This is a genomic window from Aminobacter sp. HY435 (assembly GCF_027568395.1).
Classification (GTDB): Bacteria; Pseudomonadota; Alphaproteobacteria; order Rhizobiales; family Rhizobiaceae; genus Aminobacter.
Window position 1 is genome coordinate 337,340 of the sequence record NZ_JANKZL010000004.1, and the last position, 18,665, is coordinate 356,004.

Sequence of the window (18,665 nt, forward strand, 5' to 3'; positions counted from 1 at the left end):
CCCATATAAGGCCCGCTTAGCCTCATAGTTGAACTTTCCTTGCGCACCGGCCCGGGCATGCCCCGTCCCGGGTCTTCGCGCAGGCTAATATACGGACCGAACCCATGCCCAGACGCACCGACATCAAGTCCATCCTGATCATCGGCGCCGGTCCCATCGTTATCGGCCAGGCCTGCGAGTTCGACTACTCAGGCACCCAGGCCTGCAAGGCCCTGCGCGAAGAGGGCTACCGCGTCATCCTGGTCAACTCCAACCCGGCGACGATCATGACCGATCCGGAGCTGGCCGACGCGACCTACATCGAACCGATCACCCCTGAGGTCGTCGCCAAGATCATCGCCAAGGAGCGCCCCGACGCGCTGCTGCCGACCATGGGCGGCCAGACCGCGCTCAACACAGCGCTTTCGCTGCGCCGCATGGGCGTGCTCGAACGCTACAATGTCGAGATGATCGGCGCCGACGCACATGCCATCGACAAGGCCGAGGACCGCTCGCTGTTCCGTGAAGCCATGGCCAAGATCGGGCTCGAGACGCCGCGCTCGATGCTGGCCAACGCCTCCGAGGTCAAGGACGCCGACCGCAAGAAGCACGAGGCCGAACGCGCGGCCCTCAAGGCGGAAAACCCGGCCAACCTTGATGCCGCCCTCGACGCGCTCGAAACCCAATGGAACCTCGGCGAAGGCGACCGCAAGCAGCGCTACATCAACCACGGCATGGCGATCGGCGCACAGGCGCTCGATCATGTCGGCCTGCCCGCCATCATCCGCCCGTCCTTCACCATGGGCGGCACCGGCGGCGGCATCGCCTTCAACCGCCAGGAATTCTTCGACATTGTTCAGTCGGGTCTCGACGCCTCCCCCACTACCGAAGTCCTGATCGAGGAATCGGTGCTCGGCTGGAAGGAATACGAGATGGAAGTCGTGCGCGACCGCGCCGACAACTGCATCATCATCTGCTCGATCGAAAACATCGACCCGATGGGCGTGCACACCGGTGACTCGATCACCGTGGCGCCTGCGCTGACCCTGACCGACAAAGAATACCAGATCATGCGCAACGCCTCGATCGCGGTGCTGCGCGAGATCGGCGTCGAGACCGGCGGCTCCAACGTCCAGTTCGCCGTCAACCCGGCAGACGGGCGCCTCGTCGTCATCGAGATGAACCCGCGCGTCTCGCGCTCCTCGGCACTCGCCTCCAAGGCCACCGGCTTCCCGATCGCCAAAATCGCCGCCAAGCTCGCCGTCGGCTACACGCTCGACGAGCTCGAGAACGACATCACCGGCGGTGCGACGCCCGCGTCGTTCGAGCCGTCGATCGACTATGTCGTCACCAAGATCCCGCGCTTTGCCTTTGAGAAGTTCCCCGGCGCCTCGCCCATGCTCACCACCGCCATGAAGTCGGTCGGCGAAGTCATGGCGATTGGCCGCACCTTCCAGGAATCGCTGCAGAAGGCGCTTCGCGGCCTCGAGACCGGCCTGACCGGCCTCGATGAGATCGAGATTCCCGGCATCGGCACCGACGGTGACAGCGGCGACGACCGCAACGCCATCCGCGCAGCACTTGGCACGCCGACGCCCGACCGCCTGCGCATGGTCGCCCAGGCCATCCGCATGGGCACCTCGCTCGAAGACGTGCACGCCATGTGCAAGATCGACCCGTGGTTCCTCGAGCAGATCGCGGGCATCATATCAATGGAAGCGCGCGTGCGTGAACACGGCCTGCCGCAGGATGCCGAAAACCTGCGCATGCTGAAGTCGATGGGCTTCTCAGACGCCCGCCTCGCCTCCTTGACGAAGACCGAGGCCGAAGCGGTTCAAAAGACTCGCCAAAAGCTCGGCGTCCACCCGGTCTACAAGCGCATCGACACCTGCGCCGCCGAGTTCGCCTCGCCGACCGCCTACATGTACTCGTCCTACGAACTGCCCTTCGCAGGCGCGCTCGCCGACGAGGCCCAGGTTTCCGACCGCAAGAAGGTCGTCATCCTCGGCGGCGGTCCCAACCGCATCGGCCAGGGCATCGAGTTCGACTATTGCTGCGTCCATGCCGCCTATGCGCTGCGCGAGGCCGGCTACGAGTCGATCATGGTCAACTGCAACCCCGAGACCGTCTCGACCGACTACGACACCTCTGATCGCCTCTATTTCGAACCGCTGACGGCGGAAGACGTGCTCGAAATCCTGCGCGCCGAACAGGCCGCCGGCACGCTGCACGGCGTCATCGTCCAGTTCGGCGGCCAGACCCCGCTGAAGCTTGCCGACGCACTGGAAAAGGCCGGCATCCCGATCCTCGGCACCTCGCCCGACGCCATCGACCTCGCCGAGGACCGCGACCGCTTCCAGAAGCTGCTCAAGAAGCTCGACCTGACCCAGCCCAAGAACGGCATCGCCTATTCGGTCGAGCAGGCCCGCACCGTTGCCGGCGAGCTCGGCTTCCCGCTTGTCGTGCGCCCGTCCTACGTGCTCGGCGGCCGCGCCATGCAGATCATCCACAATGAGGGCATGCTGCAGTCCTACCTGCTCGACACCGTGCCGGGCCTGGTGCCCGAGGACATCAAGCAGAAATACCCCAACGACAAGACCGGCCAGATCAACACGCTGCTCGGCAAGAACCCGCTGCTGTTCGATACTTATCTCAGTGGCGCCATCGAGGTCGACGTCGACTGCCTGTGCGACGGCAAGGACACCTTTGTCTCCGGCATCATGGAGCACATCGAGGAAGCCGGCATCCACTCGGGCGACTCGGCCTGCTCGCTGCCGGTGCACTCGCTCTCCACCGAACTCGTCGACGAGCTCGAGCGCCAGACCTCGGCCATGGCCCGCGCGCTCAATGTCGGCGGCCTGATGAACGTGCAATACGCCATCAAGGATGGCGTCATCTACGTGCTCGAAGTTAACCCGCGCGCCTCGCGCACGGTGCCTTTCGTGGCAAAAACCGTCGGCAAGCCGATCGCCAAGATCGCCGCCCGCATTATGTCTGGCGAGAGCCTCGACGAGGCCTTCGCCCACTACGGCGCCAAGCCCGACGCGCGCAATCCCGGCCACATCGCCGTCAAGGAAGCGGTATTCCCCTTCGCCCGCTTCCCCGGCGTCGACATCCTGCTTGGACCGGAAATGAAGTCGACCGGCGAGGTCATGGGCCTCGACCGTGACTATGCGCTCGCCTTCGCCAAGGCCCAGCTCGGCGCCGGCGTCGACCTGCCGCGCTCGGGCACGCTGTTCGTCTCGGTCCGCGACGAGGACAAGGCCGGCATCCTGGGTGCTGTCCAGCGCCTGTCCGGCCTCGGCTTCAGGGTGCTTGCGACCTCTGGCACCGCGCGCTTCCTCGTTGAAAACGGGGTGCCTGCCGAAAAGATCAACAAGGTGCTCGAAGGCCGTCCGCATATCGAGGACGCCATCCGCAACCGCCAGATCCAGATCGTCTTCAACACCACAGACGGCCAGAAGGCGGTGTCGGACTCGAAGTCGATCCGCCGCGCCACCCTGATGCAGAAGGTGCCCTACTACACCACGCTGTCGGGCGCCGCAGCGGTCGCCGAAGCCATCGCCGCCCTCAAGGCCGGCTCGCTCGAGGTGCGTCCGCTGCAGGACTACTTCAAGTAAAGGCAAGCTTCGCTAGCTTTCGTCTCCCCGTTCTTACGGGGAGACGATGCCGGCAGGCAGATGAGCGGCAGGAGCCCCCCTTTCGAAGCGCTGATGAATTGGCTGTTGGCGCCATCGATCACGACGGCGAATTCGCGCGAGCAGGCATCCCTCCTGGATTCGCGGGAATGGGCGCTGGCGATGAAGGGCGGATAAGAAACACCCCTGACGCATGAGATGCTCGGCGACCGCGTCTGCCTAACAGGCGAGCAGCCGCCAGCACCATCTTGCTTCCTCGGGGGAGGAAATGCCACCTCCATGCTCAATCCCCGACCGGGTTCAGCCCGTTCAGCGGGTTGGCGGTGTCTTCGGCCGCCGACACGAACTTCAGCAGGTCGGTCATGAAGAACGTGCCCGGCACAGCAGAAGGCAGATTCGGCTTCCAGCCGGGTTGCGACAGATACGAGCCGTCGTCGCCCTGGACGATGCCGATGAAGGTTTCGGCAACGATGCGGCCGCCGACCGGGCCGAGCCGCTTGCCGCCTCCGCGCACCGCCGCTTCCTTGAGGATGTAGAACCACAGCGGCGTTTTCTGGTGGAAGCCGAGCGACTTGGCCACCGCGCCGTCGTTGCCATCGGCGATTTCGTCGGGCGTCAACGCTTCGAAGTCGAGTTTTTCCTGCATCAGCTTCGCCACATCCTGGCCCGACGGCAGGCCAAGCTGGACGCCGCGCCTGAGATTGCGGAAGGCGAGGCTGGCGTCCGCCGTGCCTGGGTTAGAACCAGGAAGGTTGTGCAACGCTTCGACAAGCGCGGTGTCGAGGCGGCGCGACAGGTTGAATTCGAACTGCGAGCGGTCCGCCGGCGGCTCGAGATCGAAGAAGCGGCGCCAGTCGATGGCCCAGTTGCTCGGCAGCGAGCCCTTGCCGAAGTCAGGGTGCGGCCCGTTGCCGTTGATGAAGTTGCCCGACAGGTTGGTGAAGCGAAACAAGGTGCGGAGGTCAGCCCCGGCAGTGCGCGGCTCCCTGTCCCGGAAGATGCGGTTGTGACTATAGCTTTCGCGCACCATGGAGTGGCCGAGCCGATAGGCGGCGGCGGAAAACTCCCACGGCATGAACGGCTTGGTCTTGAAACGGTAGAAGTCGCGCCCGTCATGCAGGATTTTCGCCACGATGCCGGGCTCGGTCAGGCGCTCGACCCAGTCGTGCAGCACCATCCACTGATAGTGCCAGCGTACTGTCTTGGCCGCCTGTTCGAACAGTTCCTCGGCCGGCACGGTGCCGGCGAGGTGGTCGACGACAGCGTTGTGGAACTTCAGGAACGCCAGGTGTATCTGCGCGACGATAAGGTTTTCGTCATTGCGGTGGTCGCCAATCAGCGCCACGCCTTGCGCGTTGCGCGGCAGGTCGTTGGGCAGTTGCCGGATTTTCCGGCCGGGGCGGTCGACATTGTCGTCGGATTCCTGCGCGATGCCGATCGACAGGCTGGGCGTATCGACCATCTGGCCCGAGGCGTTGGCCGCGCGCGCGAACAGGAACCGGTGCGGCCCCGGCCCAGCGCCATAGACGCAGTCGAGGTCGAGCCCCGGCGTGCGGAAGTTCTTGACCATCTCCGGGTCGTCCATCGCCTTGGCAAGCGGCGTCAGGTCGAGCGTGATGTCGTGGTCGACGAATTGGCCGAGATAGGTGAAACCGGCGGGAATCGCGGGGTTGTCGAGCCTGTCGTCCGGTGTCCCCGCCGTCTCCCGCATCGCCATCGCCAGTTCGGCAAGCTTGGCGTCCGGCGCATCGAGCGCCTGGTTGCGCAACTCGGAGAACATGAAGTCGAAGAAGGCTGCCCCCTGTTGCCCGCCGACCGCGAGCGGAGAAGCGGCGGCTGGCGCTGCGCGCGCCGCCGCGATCACCGCACCCTCCGCCAGTATCTGACGGCTGACGAAGCCGTGCCTGCGACGTTCCCTGAGATTGTACCCGGCCATGACTGTCCCTCCCAAACAGATGAAGGAGCAACCGTAGCGCGAATTCCTGGCAACTTCAATTTATAATTGAATAACTGAAAATATATACAACCTGTGACTGCAACTATCCCCAGTCGACCTCCGTCATGCCGAGACGACGGTAGAGCCGCACCGCGTCGGCATTCCCCACCAGGCTGGTCTTGAGATCGACGTGAACGGCACCGCGCCCGGCGAATGTAGCGAAGACCTGCCGCATCAAGGCTTCGGCGATGCCCTTGCCGCGAAAATCCGGGTGGACCGCCAGATCCTTGACGAAGGCGCTGGTCCAGCTCAAGGCAGCGCCAGCCAGGCGACCATCGCCGGCAAAAACCAGGAAACACAGCCCGGGATCGAACTTGCTGTCTCCGGCAAGGCGCGGCCACCAGTCTTCGAACGGCCCGTTCATGCCGTCGTCGAAGACAAGCTCGAGGAGCGCATGCAGCGCCGGTGCGTCGGAAGGCTCGAACGTCCGCATGGCGAAACCGTCGGGCCATTGCGGCGCTTTCGGTTCGCCCGTCAAAATCTTGCGCAGGCGGACGTCATGTTCCCCCTGCGGCGACGGCATCGGCGACGGCTAGCCGCGGTGGCGGACGCGGTCGCGTCCGAGCCCGGTCTCGTCGAGCAGGCCCTTGCGCTTGGCGTGGTAATAATAGCCGCTCTGGTAGAGTTTGTCGGCCTGGTCTTCGTCGCCCTCGGAAACCAGCCAGGCGCCGCGCAGGTATTTGACGGCGAACTTGAGGTTGGTCTCGGCGTCGAAGAGGCCGTTGGCAGGGCCGTCATAGCCCATGCCGCGTGCGGTTGCGTGCTTGATCTGCATCAGGCCCCAGTGGCCCCTGTTGTAGGCCATCGGGTTGAAGGTGCTTTCGCGATTGACCACACGGCGCACCAGCTTCTCCGGCACTTCATAAAGCGCCGCGTATTTGGAGATCAGTTCGTCGATCTTGCCGCGCGAGGCACGTGCCGGACTGTCGGGCGCGGCATAGGAGGAAGTGGCAAAGCTTTCAGGCGCGACATTGCCGAGCGACGCGACCTGGTAGCTTGCCGGCACCGGCGCCTTGGCCGGCAAGGCGTAGTCGGCAATGGTCGGCGCCGATGGAAACTCGCCGACAAGCTTCGGCGCACCGGCGACCAGAACAATCTCTCCGCCGGCCATGGGCGCGTCTTCGGGCTTCGAATCAGCTGCCTTGGCGACGGCTGGTGCGGCCGCTGCAGTGGCGGCCGTCGCGGCATCCGCAGCAGCTACCATCTTCGCCGCAGGCGCCCCATCGGTGGCCGGCGTCGCCGGCAAGGCTGCGGTTGCGGCGTTTGAACCTGCCGTCGGCATTGCCGCAGCGAGCGCAACGCCCGCCTGTGAATTGTCCGCCGGCGCAAAGGACGTGGGCAGCACGGCCACCGTTTCCGGCAGCGCCAATTCGGCTTCGGCCACGGCCATCTCGGAATTGGATTGTGTCGCGACAGCCGCCTGGCTGGCATCTCCCGGGGCAGAAGCCTGGCTGGCCCCCGCGCTGAGCGCGACGTCCGCGCCGGTCGAAAGATCTGTGCTGAGCGCGGCCGTGTTTGTCTGGCAGCCCGAAAGCAGGGCCACGCCGATAGCCGCAGTGATCAGCAGATGGGTCTTGTGTGCCGGCAAATTCACGCTCTGTATGATGTTTTTCGTCCCGCCCGTACCTCCTTACAACATGCACCCCGCTCCGGGCAATCCACAGAACAATGTGCTTTTCGGGTGGCGGCAAGCCGGCAAACATGCGAAAATGTTCATGATATGTGCCAAAAACATCCATCAAGGCGGATGAAATCGATGGTCATCGAAAGTGGAGTTTCGTTCCCTCGCCCCGGTCACGCAGTGTTCGGCACAGCCCTGGGCTACATGGCGCTCGCCTGGAGCGGCCGCGGACTGACCCGCGTCTGCCTGCCCGAAAAAACCCAGGCTGCGGCCGAGCGCCGCCTGCTGCGGCTCGCCGGAGAGCCCGATGCAGAGAGGGCCGGCGCCGCCGACGCGCCGGACTGGATTGCAACGCTGATCGGCGACATCAGAAGATATGCCGAAGGTGTGGACGTCGATTTTTCATCCGTTCCGGTTGACCTCGCCGGCGTCGACCGGTTTCGGCTCGACATCTATGCCGCAGCACGGCGCCTCGGCTATGGCGAGACGACGACCTATGGCGGGCTTGCCGAAAGCTCGGGCCACAAGGGCATGTTCCGCGAAACAGGCGCCGCACTGGGCGCCAACCCTGTTCCGCTCGTTGTCCCGTGCCATCGCATTCTTGCCGCCGGCGGCAAGATCGGCGGCTTTTCGGCAACCGGCGGTTCCGCAACGAAGGAGAAGATGCTCGAACTGGAGGGCGTCCGCAGGGGCCCGCCGCCGGACCAGCAGGCCTCGTTCGGGTTCTGACCTTCGCACAGACGTCAGACGTGGATCGGGCGCCGTCAGCCCCCTATTCAGTCCCCTATTGGGAAGAGTCTGCGCTTGAAGGTGCGCTCGCGCTGCCTGCAGTTGTAGACCGGGCAGGATTTGGCATCCGCAGTCGGCACGTAGGCGCGCCGCGCCTCCTGCCCCACTGGGCAGAATTGATCGTTGCGCACATAGCGGTCGTAGCGCTGGACGCCCGATGTCGGCGAAATCCATCGCAGGATGGCCGCGCCCTGACTGCGAACAATGTCCTGGGTGCGCGCGCAGCTCATGTTGGTGGTCGTATACCGAGAAACGGCCTGCGCCTCCGCCGCCACCAGCGTCAGACACACAGCCAGCAGGATGGTTTTCATCGTCATCTCCAACACTCGACGCCACGCGCCAGCGCGACCCAACATAACACGTTGCGCCAGCCAAGGTTGCACGCCAAATGACCGGCGGCACGCCCGCGCCAATATTTGCAGGGATTGCATTCGACGCCAATTGCCGTTATATCCGCGTCGTTGATATTTCGGCCGACAGATCCGTGCCCCGCGACACTCTCGCGTTTGCAGACGTCTATCTCCAAAATTTCGATGCAACAGATCCGGCCTATCAGCTTGATCAAGACCAACTGCAAACGACAAGGATTATCGCAATGGCAACTGGCACCGTTAAGTGGTTCAACGCAACCAAGGGCTTCGGCTTCATTCAGCCCGACGCAGGCGGCGCGGACGTTTTCGTCCACATCTCCGCTGTTGAGCGTTCGGGCCTCGGCTCGCTGGCCGATGGCCAGAAGATCAGCTTCGAAATCGAACAGGACCGTCGCACGGGCCGTTCGTCGGCTGGCGCCCTCAAGGCAGTTTGATTTTAAGGCGCGCGGGGGCGAAAGCTCCAATCGCGTTGCAAGTCACGGATGTACTGGCGGCCGCGCGACGAGCGCGCCGGAATTCGGGACCTGAAGGACGATGCGGCAGATTGCCGTGAGCCAAGGTCCGGGAATCCAGGATCAACTGCTGACAGCGGAAGGCGGGGTTTGACCCCGCCTTTTTCTTTTCCAGGCCCGCGAGATCCCTGGGTGCCGAAGGATCAGCCCCGACAGGCCCCCACGCACCGGCGCTGCACCGCAAGATCTATCAAAAGTGGATTTCAGGGCAGCCAGTCGATCGGCACGAAGCCCGGCGCGGCCTTTACCCGGCCAAGCCATGCCGCAATCCCGGGAAACCGGCCGAGGGCATAACCGCCCGCGGGCGCGTCATGCGTGTAGGCATAGAGCGCGATGTCGGCGACGCTGATCGCATCTCCTGCAAGAAACGGCGTCTTCGTCAGTTGCGCTTCCATGACGCCCAGTGCCTTGTTGCCGCTTTCAAGCAGCGACGCCATGCGCTCGGGCGTGGCTTGGGCTGCCCGTTCGGGATAGATCCTCAGCGCCCGCCGAACGGCGATGTAGGGTTCGTGGCTGTACTGTTCGAAGAACAGCCATTGATAGGCCAACGCCCTGTCGTAGGCGTCGGCAGGCAACAGCGAGGTCCCTTCCGCCAGATGCAGCTGGATCGCGTTCGATTCGGCCAGGAAGCGCCCGTCCTCGAGCTCCAGCAGCGGAACCTTGCCATTGGCATTCTTGGCGAGGAATGCCGGCGAGCGCGTGGTTCCATCCCGCGAGCTGGTTTCCACATGCTTGAACGGCTTGTCGAGCAAGGCCATCAGCAGACGCGGCTTGTAGCAATTGCCGCTGTCGCTCATTCCATAGATCGTAACCATCGCGCTCACCCTTGTTTGGCGCGATTATCGATGCCGCCTGCCGGCGATCCAACGAATTCTTCTCGATCGAACGATCAGCTTTTGGAATGTTTCCGGCTTGCTACCGCCTTATCCGAAAAGCGGAATGACGATGCACTCGCCGCGCCGGTACTGCGATGTCTCGCGCGTACCTTCCTCGAACACGCTGCCGACCGGCTTCGCCGTCTCGAGAAGATCGCCCACCAGCAGGTCGACGCCGGCGCCAAGCGCGATTTCAAGACGGTCCTCGCTGTCGATGCCTTCGACCAGCACCTGCGCCCCTTGCGCCTTGAGGTCCGATATCACCGGCTTCAGCAAGCGGCCGGTCGCGGCATCGGCGCAGAATCGCTCGAATGACGCGCGGTCCAGTCTGACGATATCGGCGCCGACACGGCCCACGGCATCGACATCCGGTTGTCCGGCTCCATGGTGGCCGAGGGCGATGCGCAAGCCGAGCTGGCGCAGCGCGGCGACCAGCGCTTCGTCGGCGCCGCCGATCTCGCAGATCAACCGCGCGGCAGGGAAACCTTCGCCACCAAGACGCTGTGCCATGAAGCTCAGGTCAGCCAGGTCGCTTGCGTTTTCATCGCGACGAAACAGCAGGGCGACGTCGTCAACACCGATGTTGTGCGCATTGGCGAGCGGCAGGACTTCACACATCCGACCAACGATGGCGCGGTCCTCGGCACTCACTTCGGCCAGAAATTCGGACATCGCAACGGCGCTACCCTTGCGATAGGCCACGACATGCGCGTCCACGGCAACCGGCGTCAGACGCCCATCCTGATGGCCAAAAACCGGCTGGATGGCGCAGCGCAGGCGGAAATCACCATAAATGCCGAATTCCAGGCCAACCTCGTCGGCGACAATCGTTGCGGCCAAATCCGCAGGCAACGCACCGAACCCGAAAAACTCATCACTCATGGAAATGTCCTTTTGCCGAAGCTTCGGCTCAATTTCTGTGCGCGAACTGCTGGCAACTCTGCCGCCCCATTCGCAATGTTCAGGTTGGGCCGAACCGCCGGCTCCGCGATGGCTGGTTCGAACAGGTCGAAATTGGCGGGAACGATCTCCGGCAGCGCCAGCGCGAAACCCTGCACCATCGACGCGCCGGAACGCTCCGCAAGCTGCAGCTGCCAGCTTTCCTCGAGGCCTTCGAAGACGGTGCGAATGCCCTTCTCTTCGAACTTCGCCACCATTTCCTTGAGCAGGGCGAAACCCGCGCCCGATTCCATCAGCCTGCTGATCCAGTGCGCGTCGAACTTGACGATGTCCGGCTTGATGTCACGGATGCGCTTGATGTCGGACTCATCCGACCCGAAATCGTCCACTGCGATGCGAAGGCCGCTGGCCTTGAGAACGCCAACGAATTCAAACAGCGCTGTCTCCGATGGCGGCTTCTTTTCGGTGATCTCGCAGACGATCCGGCGCGGATCGATTCCCGTCTCGGCGAGCACCTGTCGCATGTCGCGCAGCGCGTGCTCGGAAACCGAGCGGTCGATGAACACGGACGGATCGAAATTGATGAAGATCGAGGCCTGCCTGGGCAGGAATGCCGCCGCGTTGAGCAAATGAAGCGTTCGCGTCAGTGTCTCGACCTGCAGCCGCTCGGCTGCATCGATGGCCGCGAAGAAGACGCCGGGCGGCACTGCGTCCGCGCCTCTGAACGGCCTGATCAGACCTTCGAAAGCAGAAGGATAAAGTCTACCCGCCTCAAATGAGAATATCGGCTGAAAAGCGCTGCGCAGGGCATGAATACCCCAGACGCCGGACGCAGATCCGTCGTCGTGCCGGATAATATGGGCGAGCCCGATGCTCTTCGACACGGTCCGTCCTATTCCGGAATGCTGCGAAATTGCTCCGCCAAATTCCCACCTAAGATTTGACCGGTGGTTAATGCGATGTGTCAAAATTGAACGAAGGGGGTTCAGTCGGTTGTTTGTGCACAACTTCCCGGCCATGTTGGCCCATCACATCGCGGCGCTGGGCGCCTCAATCTGCTTGCGATTCCGCTTCTCTTGCGACATTACAACGCCGCGCGCAGTTGGCGCGCACGGTAGCAGCAACAATCTGAACCTGCGCATGAACCCTGTTGAAAACCGATCCCGATCGTCGGGGGCAATGCGCTGAAGCTCGCGGTGACCCGCCGCGTCCCTTCCGAACCGGAGACCTGAAGTCATGGCTTTTCTTGCCGATGCCCTTTCCCGCGTTAAGCCTTCCGCGACCATCGCGGTCACGCAGAAAGCGCGCGAGCTGAAAAATGCCGGCCGTGACATCATCGGCCTGGGCGCCGGCGAGCCGGATTTCGATACACCCGACAATATCAAGAATGCCGCGATCGAAGCGATCCGCCGCGGCGAGACCAAGTACCCACCGGTTTCCGGCATCGTGCCGCTGCGCGAGGCGATCGCCAGGAAGTTCAAGCGCGAGAACAATCTCGACTACAAGCCCGAGCAGACCATCGTCGGCACCGGCGGCAAGCAGATCCTGTTCAACGCCTTCATGGCGACGCTGAACCCCGGCGACGAGGTGATCATCCCCCGGCCCTACTGGGTGAGCTACCCCGAGATGGTGGCGATCTGCGGTGGCACGTTGGTGTTTGCCGAAACGAGCATCGACAACGGCTTCAAGCTGACCGCCGCGGAACTTGAGCGCAGGATCACGCCAAAGACGAAATGGCTGTTGATGAACTCGCCGTCGAACCCCTCGGGCGCCGCCTATTCGGAAGCCGAATTGCGCGCGCTCGCCGACGTGCTGCTCAAGCACCCGCATGTCTGGACGCTGACCGACGACATGTACGAGCACCTGACCTATGGCGACTTCGTCTTCAAGACGATCGCCGAGGTCGAACCGGCGCTCTATGACCGCACGCTGACCATGAACGGCGTGTCGAAAGCCTATGCCATGACCGGCTGGCGCATCGGCTACGCTGCCGGCCCGATCCAGTTGATCAAGGCCATGGACATGATCCAGGGCCAGCAGACATCAGGCGCCTGCACCATCGCACAGTGGGCATCGGTCGAAGCGCTCAACGGCCCGCAGGACTTCATCGTCAAGAACAAGGCGATCTTCCAGGCTCGCCGCGACCTCGTCGTGTCTATGCTCAACCAAGCGCGCGGCATCACCTGTCCGTCGCCGGAAGGCGCCTTCTACGTCTACCCCTCCTGCGCCGGCCTGATCGGCAAGAAGACGTCCGGCGGCAAGCTCATCGACACCGACGAAACCTTCTGCTCGGAGTTGCTCGAAGCCGAAGGCGTGGCGGTGGTGTTCGGCTCGGCGTTCGGCCTGGGACCCAACTTCCGCATTTCCTACGCGACGTCGGACGCCCTGCTGGAAGAGGCATGCACGCGTATCCAGCGCTTCACCGCCTCGCTGGTCTGAGTCGACAAGAACGCTGATTTTCGAAGAACCCGGCTCCTGCCGGGTTTTTCTTTGCCGGGACATGAATGCGCGCACTCAAACTGGCGCAGGGCTCCGCGATTCATCGATTCTCATACGCTGTTATACATTTGCATATTGCCGCGTCGGGGCGAATGCTGTTTACTCTGATTCATACTATTTCCGCCTGTGAGGGCGGACTGGCGCAGAGGCATTCAGAGGCCGGAATTGTATCAGCGGACGCAGCATCAGCAGGCGCAAAGGAGCACTCCGGTGCTCCTGCGCGTTATGTTTTTGCTATTGTCGTTTTTTGCTGTCCTGAGCGCCTCGGTTGCATCGGCCCATACTGCTCACGCCAGCAACCACGAGCTACGGGCCTCGGACAGCGCCGGCCCGGCTGACGAGCAACAGACCCTGTTTCTTGGCGACGAGACCCTTGCTCTCGCCGAATGCAGTGGTGACGGCTTTGACGAAAGCTCCGCACCGGAGGCCGCCTATGGCTATCTGGCCTCGAGCATTGGCAAGTCGACCCTTCCCGCCTTTCCGCTGTTCGATTTCCTGCGCGTCCGAACGTGCGCGCCACGCGCGCCGCCGGCAGTGTCCTGACGGCGCAAAGCGCCCCATCTGCGCCGCCCGATCGCTCGCGTCTCGCGTCAACTTCCAAATCCTGGCCCGAGCCGGTCGCCACCAGCGGGACCCGTCGTCCCGAAGCAATTCCAGGAAACATCATGTCCAAGACCCATCCACTCGGATTCCGTATCGAACGCGACCTCAAGGAAGCACTCGTCAAGGCAGCCAAGGACGATCACCGTTCCGTGTCGTCGATGGTCGAGATCATCATCGCGCGCTGGCTGCGTGACCGCGGCTATCTGGTCGAAAAGGAAGAGCGGGCCGCCTGAGCCCAGCCGCTTCCGTCAGTCCACCCGGCGGCGCAAGTCGTGTCGCCGGGTAGTATGCGCCAACAATTTTCCGCCTCCCCGTGCATTCGGCAAAGTTCATCGAAGCAAGGTCCAGGCTGGCCCGGCATGCGAAGTGCATCGTGTTTTGCGACGCAGCATCAATAACTTCGAACACTTCGCGGATGCTTCTACGACCAAAGTCATAATCCCAAAGCAGCGATGGATAACGTCCGCCTCCCGGCGTTATCAATCCACCGTCGTTAGGTTCGGCGGATACCTGCCGAGATTCGTCTCCAGGCCCGTTACCGCCGACACTCTGGGAGGAGATATTATGGCTATTTCGGCAACTGCCGGCGCGCGTCCGCGCGGCATGACGCGCGAAGAGAAGAAAGTTATCTTCGCTTCGTCGCTGGGTACCGTGTTCGAATGGTACGATTTCTATCTTTACGGTTCATTGGCTGCCTTCATCGGCGCCACATTCTTTGCCTCCTACCCTGAGGCCACCCGCAACATCTTCGCACTGCTCGCCTTCGCCGCCGGCTTCCTGGTCCGGCCGTTCGGCGCGCTCGTCTTCGGCCGCATCGGCGATCTCGTCGGCCGCAAATACACCTTCCTGGTCACCATCCTGATCATGGGCCTGTCGACCTTCCTGGTCGGCCTGCTGCCCGGCTCGGCCTCCATCGGCATCGCCGCCCCGATCATCCTGATCGCGCTGCGCATGCTGCAGGGCCTGGCTCTCGGCGGCGAGTATGGCGGTGCAGCGACCTATGTCGCCGAACACGCGCCCGACGACCGTCGCGGCTACTACACCTCGTGGATCCAGACCACCGCGACGCTCGGCCTGTTCCTGTCGCTCGTGGTCATCCTGCTCGTGCAGACCTGGCTCGGCAAGGAAGCCTTCGCCGCCTGGGGCTGGCGCGTTCCGTTCCTGCTGTCCTTCGTCCTGCTCGGTATTTCGGTATGGATTCGTCTGTCGCTGTCGGAATCGCCGACCTTCCAGCGCATGAAGGAAGAGGGCAAGGGCTCGAAGGCGCCGCTGACGGAGGCTTTCGGCCAGTGGAAGAATGCCAAGATCGCCCTGCTCGCCTTGTTCGGCCTCACCGCCGGCCAGGCCGTCGTGTGGTATGCTGGCCAGTTCTACGCCTTGTTCTTCCTGCAGAACGTGCTCAAGGTCGATGGTCAGTCGGTCAACATCATGATCGCCATCGCCCTGCTGCTCGGCACCGGCTTCTTCGTCGTCTTCGGCTGGCTGTCCGACAAGATCGGCCGCAAGCCGATCATCATGGCCGGCCTGGCGCTGGCCATCGTCACCTACTTCCCGCTGTTCAAGGCGCTGACCTGGGCTGCGAACCCGGCACTCGCCACTGCCCAGCAGGACGTTCGCGCAACCGTGACCGCCGCACCCGGCGACTGCAAGTTCCAGTTCAACCCGGTCGGCACCGCGAAGTTCACCACCTCGTGCGATATCGCGACCTCGTTCCTGACCAAGAACTCGGTTCCCTACGACGTCGTCACCACGGCGGCTCCGGGCACCCCGGCCACCGTCAAGATCGGCAACGAGACCGTGACGTCCTTTGACGCGATCGCCGCAGGCGACGCAGCCAAGGCAAACGACGCGGCCTTTTCAAAGGCGGTCAACATCGCCCTGCACGACGCCGGCTACCCGCTGGTCCGCGGCACCGCCAAGGTTGCCGACCAGAAGCTCGACGCCTTCATCGCCGCCAACCCCGAGCTGAAGCTTGACGCTGCCGCGATCCGCGCCGGCGACAAGGCGACGATGCCGACCGAACAGGCGATCAAGGACAAGCTGGTCACCGCAGAAGAAGCTGCCGGCGCACCGGAAGTCGGCTTCTTCAACATCCCCAAGGGCGGTTCCTTCGCGATGGTCGCCGACCCGGCAGCCGTCAACTGGCCAATGATCATCGGCATCCTGTTCATCCTGGTCGTCTACGTGACCATGGTCTACGGCCCGATCGCCGCGATCCTGGTCGAGATGTTCCCGACCCGCATCCGCTACACCGGTATGTCGCTGCCTTACCACATCGGCAACGGCTGGTTCGGCGGCCTGCTGCCGGCAACCGCCTTCGCCATGAGCGCTGCGGCCGGCGATATCTACTACGGCCTGTGGTATCCGATCGCAATTGCGGCGATGACGCTGATCATCGGCACGCTGTTCGTCAAGGATACGCTCGGCACCGACCTCAACGCCAAGGACTGATCCTCGGCCACTGACGACAAAGCCCGGCAGGTGCCAACCTGCCGGGCTTTTTCGTTTTCCCCGCCGCCTTTTCGGCAGCGGAGGGCGCCATATTGCCAGTGCCGACTGTTATGGCACGTCCTGGATGGCGACGATCTTTGCATCGAATTCCTTGCAGGCATTATCGTGGCAGATGCCGTTGATCCAAACCTGGCCGTCGTCGAACATGATGCCCTTGTAGTTGACGAACAGATCCTCGTACTTCTGATCGGTGACCGCCTTGGTGATCGATGGCGTGAAAATCCCGTCATAGTTTTTGACAAACGCCTTTGCCGACCTGATGTGGGTTTCCTTGCCGTTTACGCTCACGCCGATCGGGTAGCTCACAAGTTCGGCCACGCCCGCCGCGTCATGCGCTGCAACCGCTTTCTGCAGGGCATTGATCAGGGCCTCATATTTTGTGTGATCGCCGAGCAACTGGTCGATGGATTGGTTGGTCGTGTCGTTCTGCGCTCCCGCAGGGACAACCCAGACCAAGGCAATGGAGGTCGCAAGTAGAATGTGCCGCATCGAATTTCGCATCTTCACAAGCCTTTCAATTGCTGTTGCAGTTGGGGTTATTCGGGCCGCTATCCTGCGGCCCGAATTGTCGCCATCGGCGCTGCCGGCATCGCCTGTTGCCGCATGTCGCCCGGCTGCGCGGTTTCGGTGCCTTGGTCGCCTTTCGGGACGAGTCCCAGGCCGCCGGGCAGGTCAGCTTCAGGCGTTGATCCAGCATTTGGTCAGCGCATGACCGCCCATCAGCTCGCCATTGGGATCGTCGATCCAGCCGCCCACCCTGGTGCCCGTGGCGTCGATGTAATTGTTGAACATCGGCACGACGACTCCGCCCTCGTCGCGCAACATCACGGCGGCCTGGCGATAGAGATCCTTGCGCTTGGCCTGGTCGAGTTCGCCGCGGGCGGACAGGATCAGCTTGTCGAAATCCTCGCGCTGGAAGCGGGTGTCGTTCCACTCGGCCTTGGACAGGTAGGCGATGGAGTAGACCTGGTCCTGCGTCGGTCGTCCGGTCCAGTAAGACATCGAGAACGGCTGCTTGTTCCAGACCTCCGACCAGTAGCCGTCGCCGGGCTCGCGCTTGACGTCGATGGTGATGCCCGCCTTGGCGGCGCTTTGCTGGTAGAGCTGGGCGGCATCGACGGCGCCGGGGAACGCGACGTCAGAGGTGCGCAGCAGCACCGGGCCGCTATGACCTGATTTCTTGTAGTGGAACGCCGCCTTGTCCGGATCGTATTTGCGCTGCTCGATGTCGTCGGGAAACATCGCATAACCCTTGGTCACCGGCATGTCGTTGCCGACCGAGCCGTAGCCGCTGAGGATCTTCTGCACCATCTCCTCGCGGTCGACGGCGTATTTCAGCGCCAGCCTCAGGTCGTTGTTGTCGAACGGCGCGGCGTTGCAATGGGCGATGAAGACGTAGTGTCCCTTGCCCGGGACATTGCGGATCCCGACACCAGGTACGCGCTTGATCAGGTCGACGATCTTCGGTTCGACGCGATTGATCATGTCGACCTGGCCGCCTTGCAGCGCCGAGGTTCGTGCGGTCGCATCGTTGATGACCACGATCTCGATCTGGTCGGCATGGCCGCGCTTGTCGCTGCCCCAGTAGCCCTTGTGCAACTCGCCGACATGGCGGACGCCGGGCTCGTTGACGCCGACCTTGTACGGTCCCGTGCCGATACCCGCGGTCGGATTGTCCTTGCCGCCATTGGGCTGGATCATCAGGTGATAGTCGCTGACCACATAGGGCAGGTCGGCATTGGCTTCCTTGAGCTGGATGACGACGTTGTCGCCGTCGACCTTCATGCTTTCGAACTGGGACACGAAGGCCAGCGCAGCCGACTTCGAGTTCTCGTCGGCATGGCGCTCCAGCGTCGCCACGACGTCGGCTGGCGTCAGCTCCTTGCCGTTGTGGAACGTGACGCCCTTGCGGATCTTGAAGCGCCAGGTCTTGGCGTCATCGGAGGCCTCATAGGACTCCGCGAGGCGCGGCTCGATCTCGCCTGCCGGCGTGACCTCCAGCATCTGCTCGCCCCAGTTGCGGCCGAGCGTGTACGGCACCTGGCTTGCCCAGGTAGCCGGATCGAGGCTGTCGGTGGCCGCGCCACCGACCATGCCGGCCTTCAGGATACCGCCCTTGACCGGCGCCTGCGCGCGGGCAGCACCGGCCAGCAATGTGTTTGCCGAAAGCGCGGTGACGCCAAGCGCTGCGGCCCTGCCGAGAAAGTCCCGGCGAGAAAGGCGCCCGCTGACAACGAGGCTGCTGAGATGATCGAGTTCACTGGACATAAGACTGCGTACCTCCTGATGGTGCGACGGCATGTCGTCATGTTGTTCCCACGCCCGATATTGATTGCCGGAGGCCAGCGGAAAGCCGGCTGAATGCGACATT

Annotated in this window: 16 protein-coding genes; 7 read left to right on the top strand and 9 right to left on the bottom strand. The window is 63.2% G+C overall.

The features are described from left to right. Nucleotides 1-104: 104 nt before the first annotated feature. Nucleotides 105-3,599, top strand: a complete 3,495-nt coding sequence (carB, locus tag PCJ21_RS06435) for a carbamoyl-phosphate synthase large subunit (protein ID WP_269930547.1) — start codon at nucleotides 105-107, stop codon at nucleotides 3,597-3,599. A gap of 301 nt (nucleotides 3,600-3,900) precedes the next feature. Here the strand turns inward: carB and PCJ21_RS06440 are convergent, their stop codons facing one another. From PCJ21_RS06440 to PCJ21_RS06450, 3 genes are all read right to left on the bottom strand, one after another. After that, the gene (locus PCJ21_RS06440; RefSeq protein WP_269930548.1) at nucleotides 3,901-5,553 is read right to left on the bottom strand and encodes a peroxidase family protein; all 1,653 of its coding nucleotides are present in this window, start codon (nucleotides 5,551-5,553) and stop codon (nucleotides 3,901-3,903) included. A 103-nt stretch (nucleotides 5,554-5,656) separates the two neighbouring features. Continuing rightward, complete coding sequence (locus PCJ21_RS06445) at nucleotides 5,657-6,136, bottom strand: GNAT family N-acetyltransferase (protein ID WP_269930549.1); 480 nt, start codon at nucleotides 6,134-6,136, stop codon at nucleotides 5,657-5,659. A gap of 9 nt (nucleotides 6,137-6,145) precedes the next feature. Next, nucleotides 6,146-7,201: a transglycosylase SLT domain-containing protein gene (locus PCJ21_RS06450; RefSeq protein ID WP_442865976.1), complete on the bottom strand. Its 1,056-nt coding sequence runs from the start codon at nucleotides 7,199-7,201 to the stop codon at nucleotides 6,146-6,148. 168 nt (nucleotides 7,202-7,369) lie between these two features. On the opposite strand from PCJ21_RS06450, the gene PCJ21_RS06455 reads away from it, so the two are divergent. Next, nucleotides 7,370-7,963 (top strand): methylated-DNA--[protein]-cysteine S-methyltransferase, encoded by a 594-nt coding sequence (locus PCJ21_RS06455; protein WP_269930551.1) that lies wholly within the window; start codon nucleotides 7,370-7,372, stop codon nucleotides 7,961-7,963. Nucleotides 7,964-8,010: 47 nt separating this feature from the next. Here the strand turns inward: PCJ21_RS06455 and PCJ21_RS06460 are convergent, their stop codons facing one another. Next, nucleotides 8,011-8,334: a hypothetical protein gene (locus PCJ21_RS06460; protein ID WP_269930552.1), complete on the bottom strand. Its 324-nt coding sequence runs from the start codon at nucleotides 8,332-8,334 to the stop codon at nucleotides 8,011-8,013. Nucleotides 8,335-8,618: 284 nt separating this feature from the next. On the opposite strand from PCJ21_RS06460, the gene PCJ21_RS06465 reads away from it, so the two are divergent. Beyond that, the gene (locus PCJ21_RS06465; RefSeq protein WP_269930700.1) at nucleotides 8,619-8,828 is read left to right on the top strand and encodes a cold-shock protein; all 210 of its coding nucleotides are present in this window, start codon (nucleotides 8,619-8,621) and stop codon (nucleotides 8,826-8,828) included. A 281-nt stretch (nucleotides 8,829-9,109) separates the two neighbouring features. On the opposite strand, the gene PCJ21_RS06470 is transcribed toward PCJ21_RS06465, so the two are convergent. The 3 genes from PCJ21_RS06470 to PCJ21_RS06480 all read right to left on the bottom strand — a co-directional run bounded on the left by PCJ21_RS06470 (nucleotide 9,110) and on the right by PCJ21_RS06480 (nucleotide 11,565). After that, nucleotides 9,110-9,721, bottom strand: a complete 612-nt coding sequence (locus PCJ21_RS06470; protein WP_269930553.1) for a glutathione S-transferase family protein — start codon at nucleotides 9,719-9,721, stop codon at nucleotides 9,110-9,112. 108 nt (nucleotides 9,722-9,829) lie between these two features. Then, the gene (locus PCJ21_RS06475; protein ID WP_269930554.1) at nucleotides 9,830-10,663 is read right to left on the bottom strand and encodes an EAL domain-containing protein; all 834 of its coding nucleotides are present in this window, start codon (nucleotides 10,661-10,663) and stop codon (nucleotides 9,830-9,832) included. Further along, entirely contained in the window at nucleotides 10,660-11,565 is a 906-nt protein-coding gene (locus tag PCJ21_RS06480) for an EAL domain-containing protein (protein WP_269930701.1), read from the bottom strand. Before PCJ21_RS06480 ends, PCJ21_RS06475 begins: the two co-directional genes overlap by 4 nt. Nucleotides 11,566-11,917: 352 nt before the next feature. Here PCJ21_RS06480 and PCJ21_RS06485 point away from each other — a divergent pair, with 352 nt between their 5' ends. The 4 genes from PCJ21_RS06485 (at nucleotide 11,918) to PCJ21_RS06500 (ending at nucleotide 16,234) form a co-directional block, all read left to right on the top strand. Next, on the top strand, nucleotides 11,918-13,120 hold the full coding sequence (locus PCJ21_RS06485; protein WP_269930555.1) for a pyridoxal phosphate-dependent aminotransferase: 1,203 nt from the start codon (nucleotides 11,918-11,920) through the stop codon (nucleotides 13,118-13,120). A gap of 270 nt (nucleotides 13,121-13,390) precedes the next feature. After that, nucleotides 13,391-13,723, top strand: coding sequence for a hypothetical protein (locus PCJ21_RS06490; RefSeq protein ID WP_269930556.1), 333 nt, complete (start codon nucleotides 13,391-13,393; stop codon nucleotides 13,721-13,723). Between the two features lie 122 nt (nucleotides 13,724-13,845). Beyond that, the gene (locus PCJ21_RS06495; protein WP_018428911.1) at nucleotides 13,846-14,016 is read left to right on the top strand and encodes a hypothetical protein; all 171 of its coding nucleotides are present in this window, start codon (nucleotides 13,846-13,848) and stop codon (nucleotides 14,014-14,016) included. A 331-nt stretch (nucleotides 14,017-14,347) separates the two neighbouring features. Further along, complete coding sequence (locus tag PCJ21_RS06500) at nucleotides 14,348-16,234, top strand: MFS transporter (RefSeq protein ID WP_269930557.1); 1,887 nt, start codon at nucleotides 14,348-14,350, stop codon at nucleotides 16,232-16,234. A 108-nt stretch (nucleotides 16,235-16,342) separates the two neighbouring features. Here the strand turns inward: PCJ21_RS06500 and PCJ21_RS06505 are convergent, their stop codons facing one another. Both PCJ21_RS06505 and PCJ21_RS06510 read right to left on the bottom strand, forming a co-directional pair. After that, nucleotides 16,343-16,783, bottom strand: a complete 441-nt coding sequence (locus PCJ21_RS06505; RefSeq protein ID WP_269930558.1) for a hypothetical protein — start codon at nucleotides 16,781-16,783, stop codon at nucleotides 16,343-16,345. Between the two features lie 189 nt (nucleotides 16,784-16,972). Beyond that, nucleotides 16,973-18,562, bottom strand: coding sequence for an ABC transporter substrate-binding protein (locus PCJ21_RS06510; RefSeq protein WP_269930559.1), 1,590 nt, complete (start codon nucleotides 18,560-18,562; stop codon nucleotides 16,973-16,975). Nucleotides 18,563-18,665 lie beyond the last annotated feature (103 nt).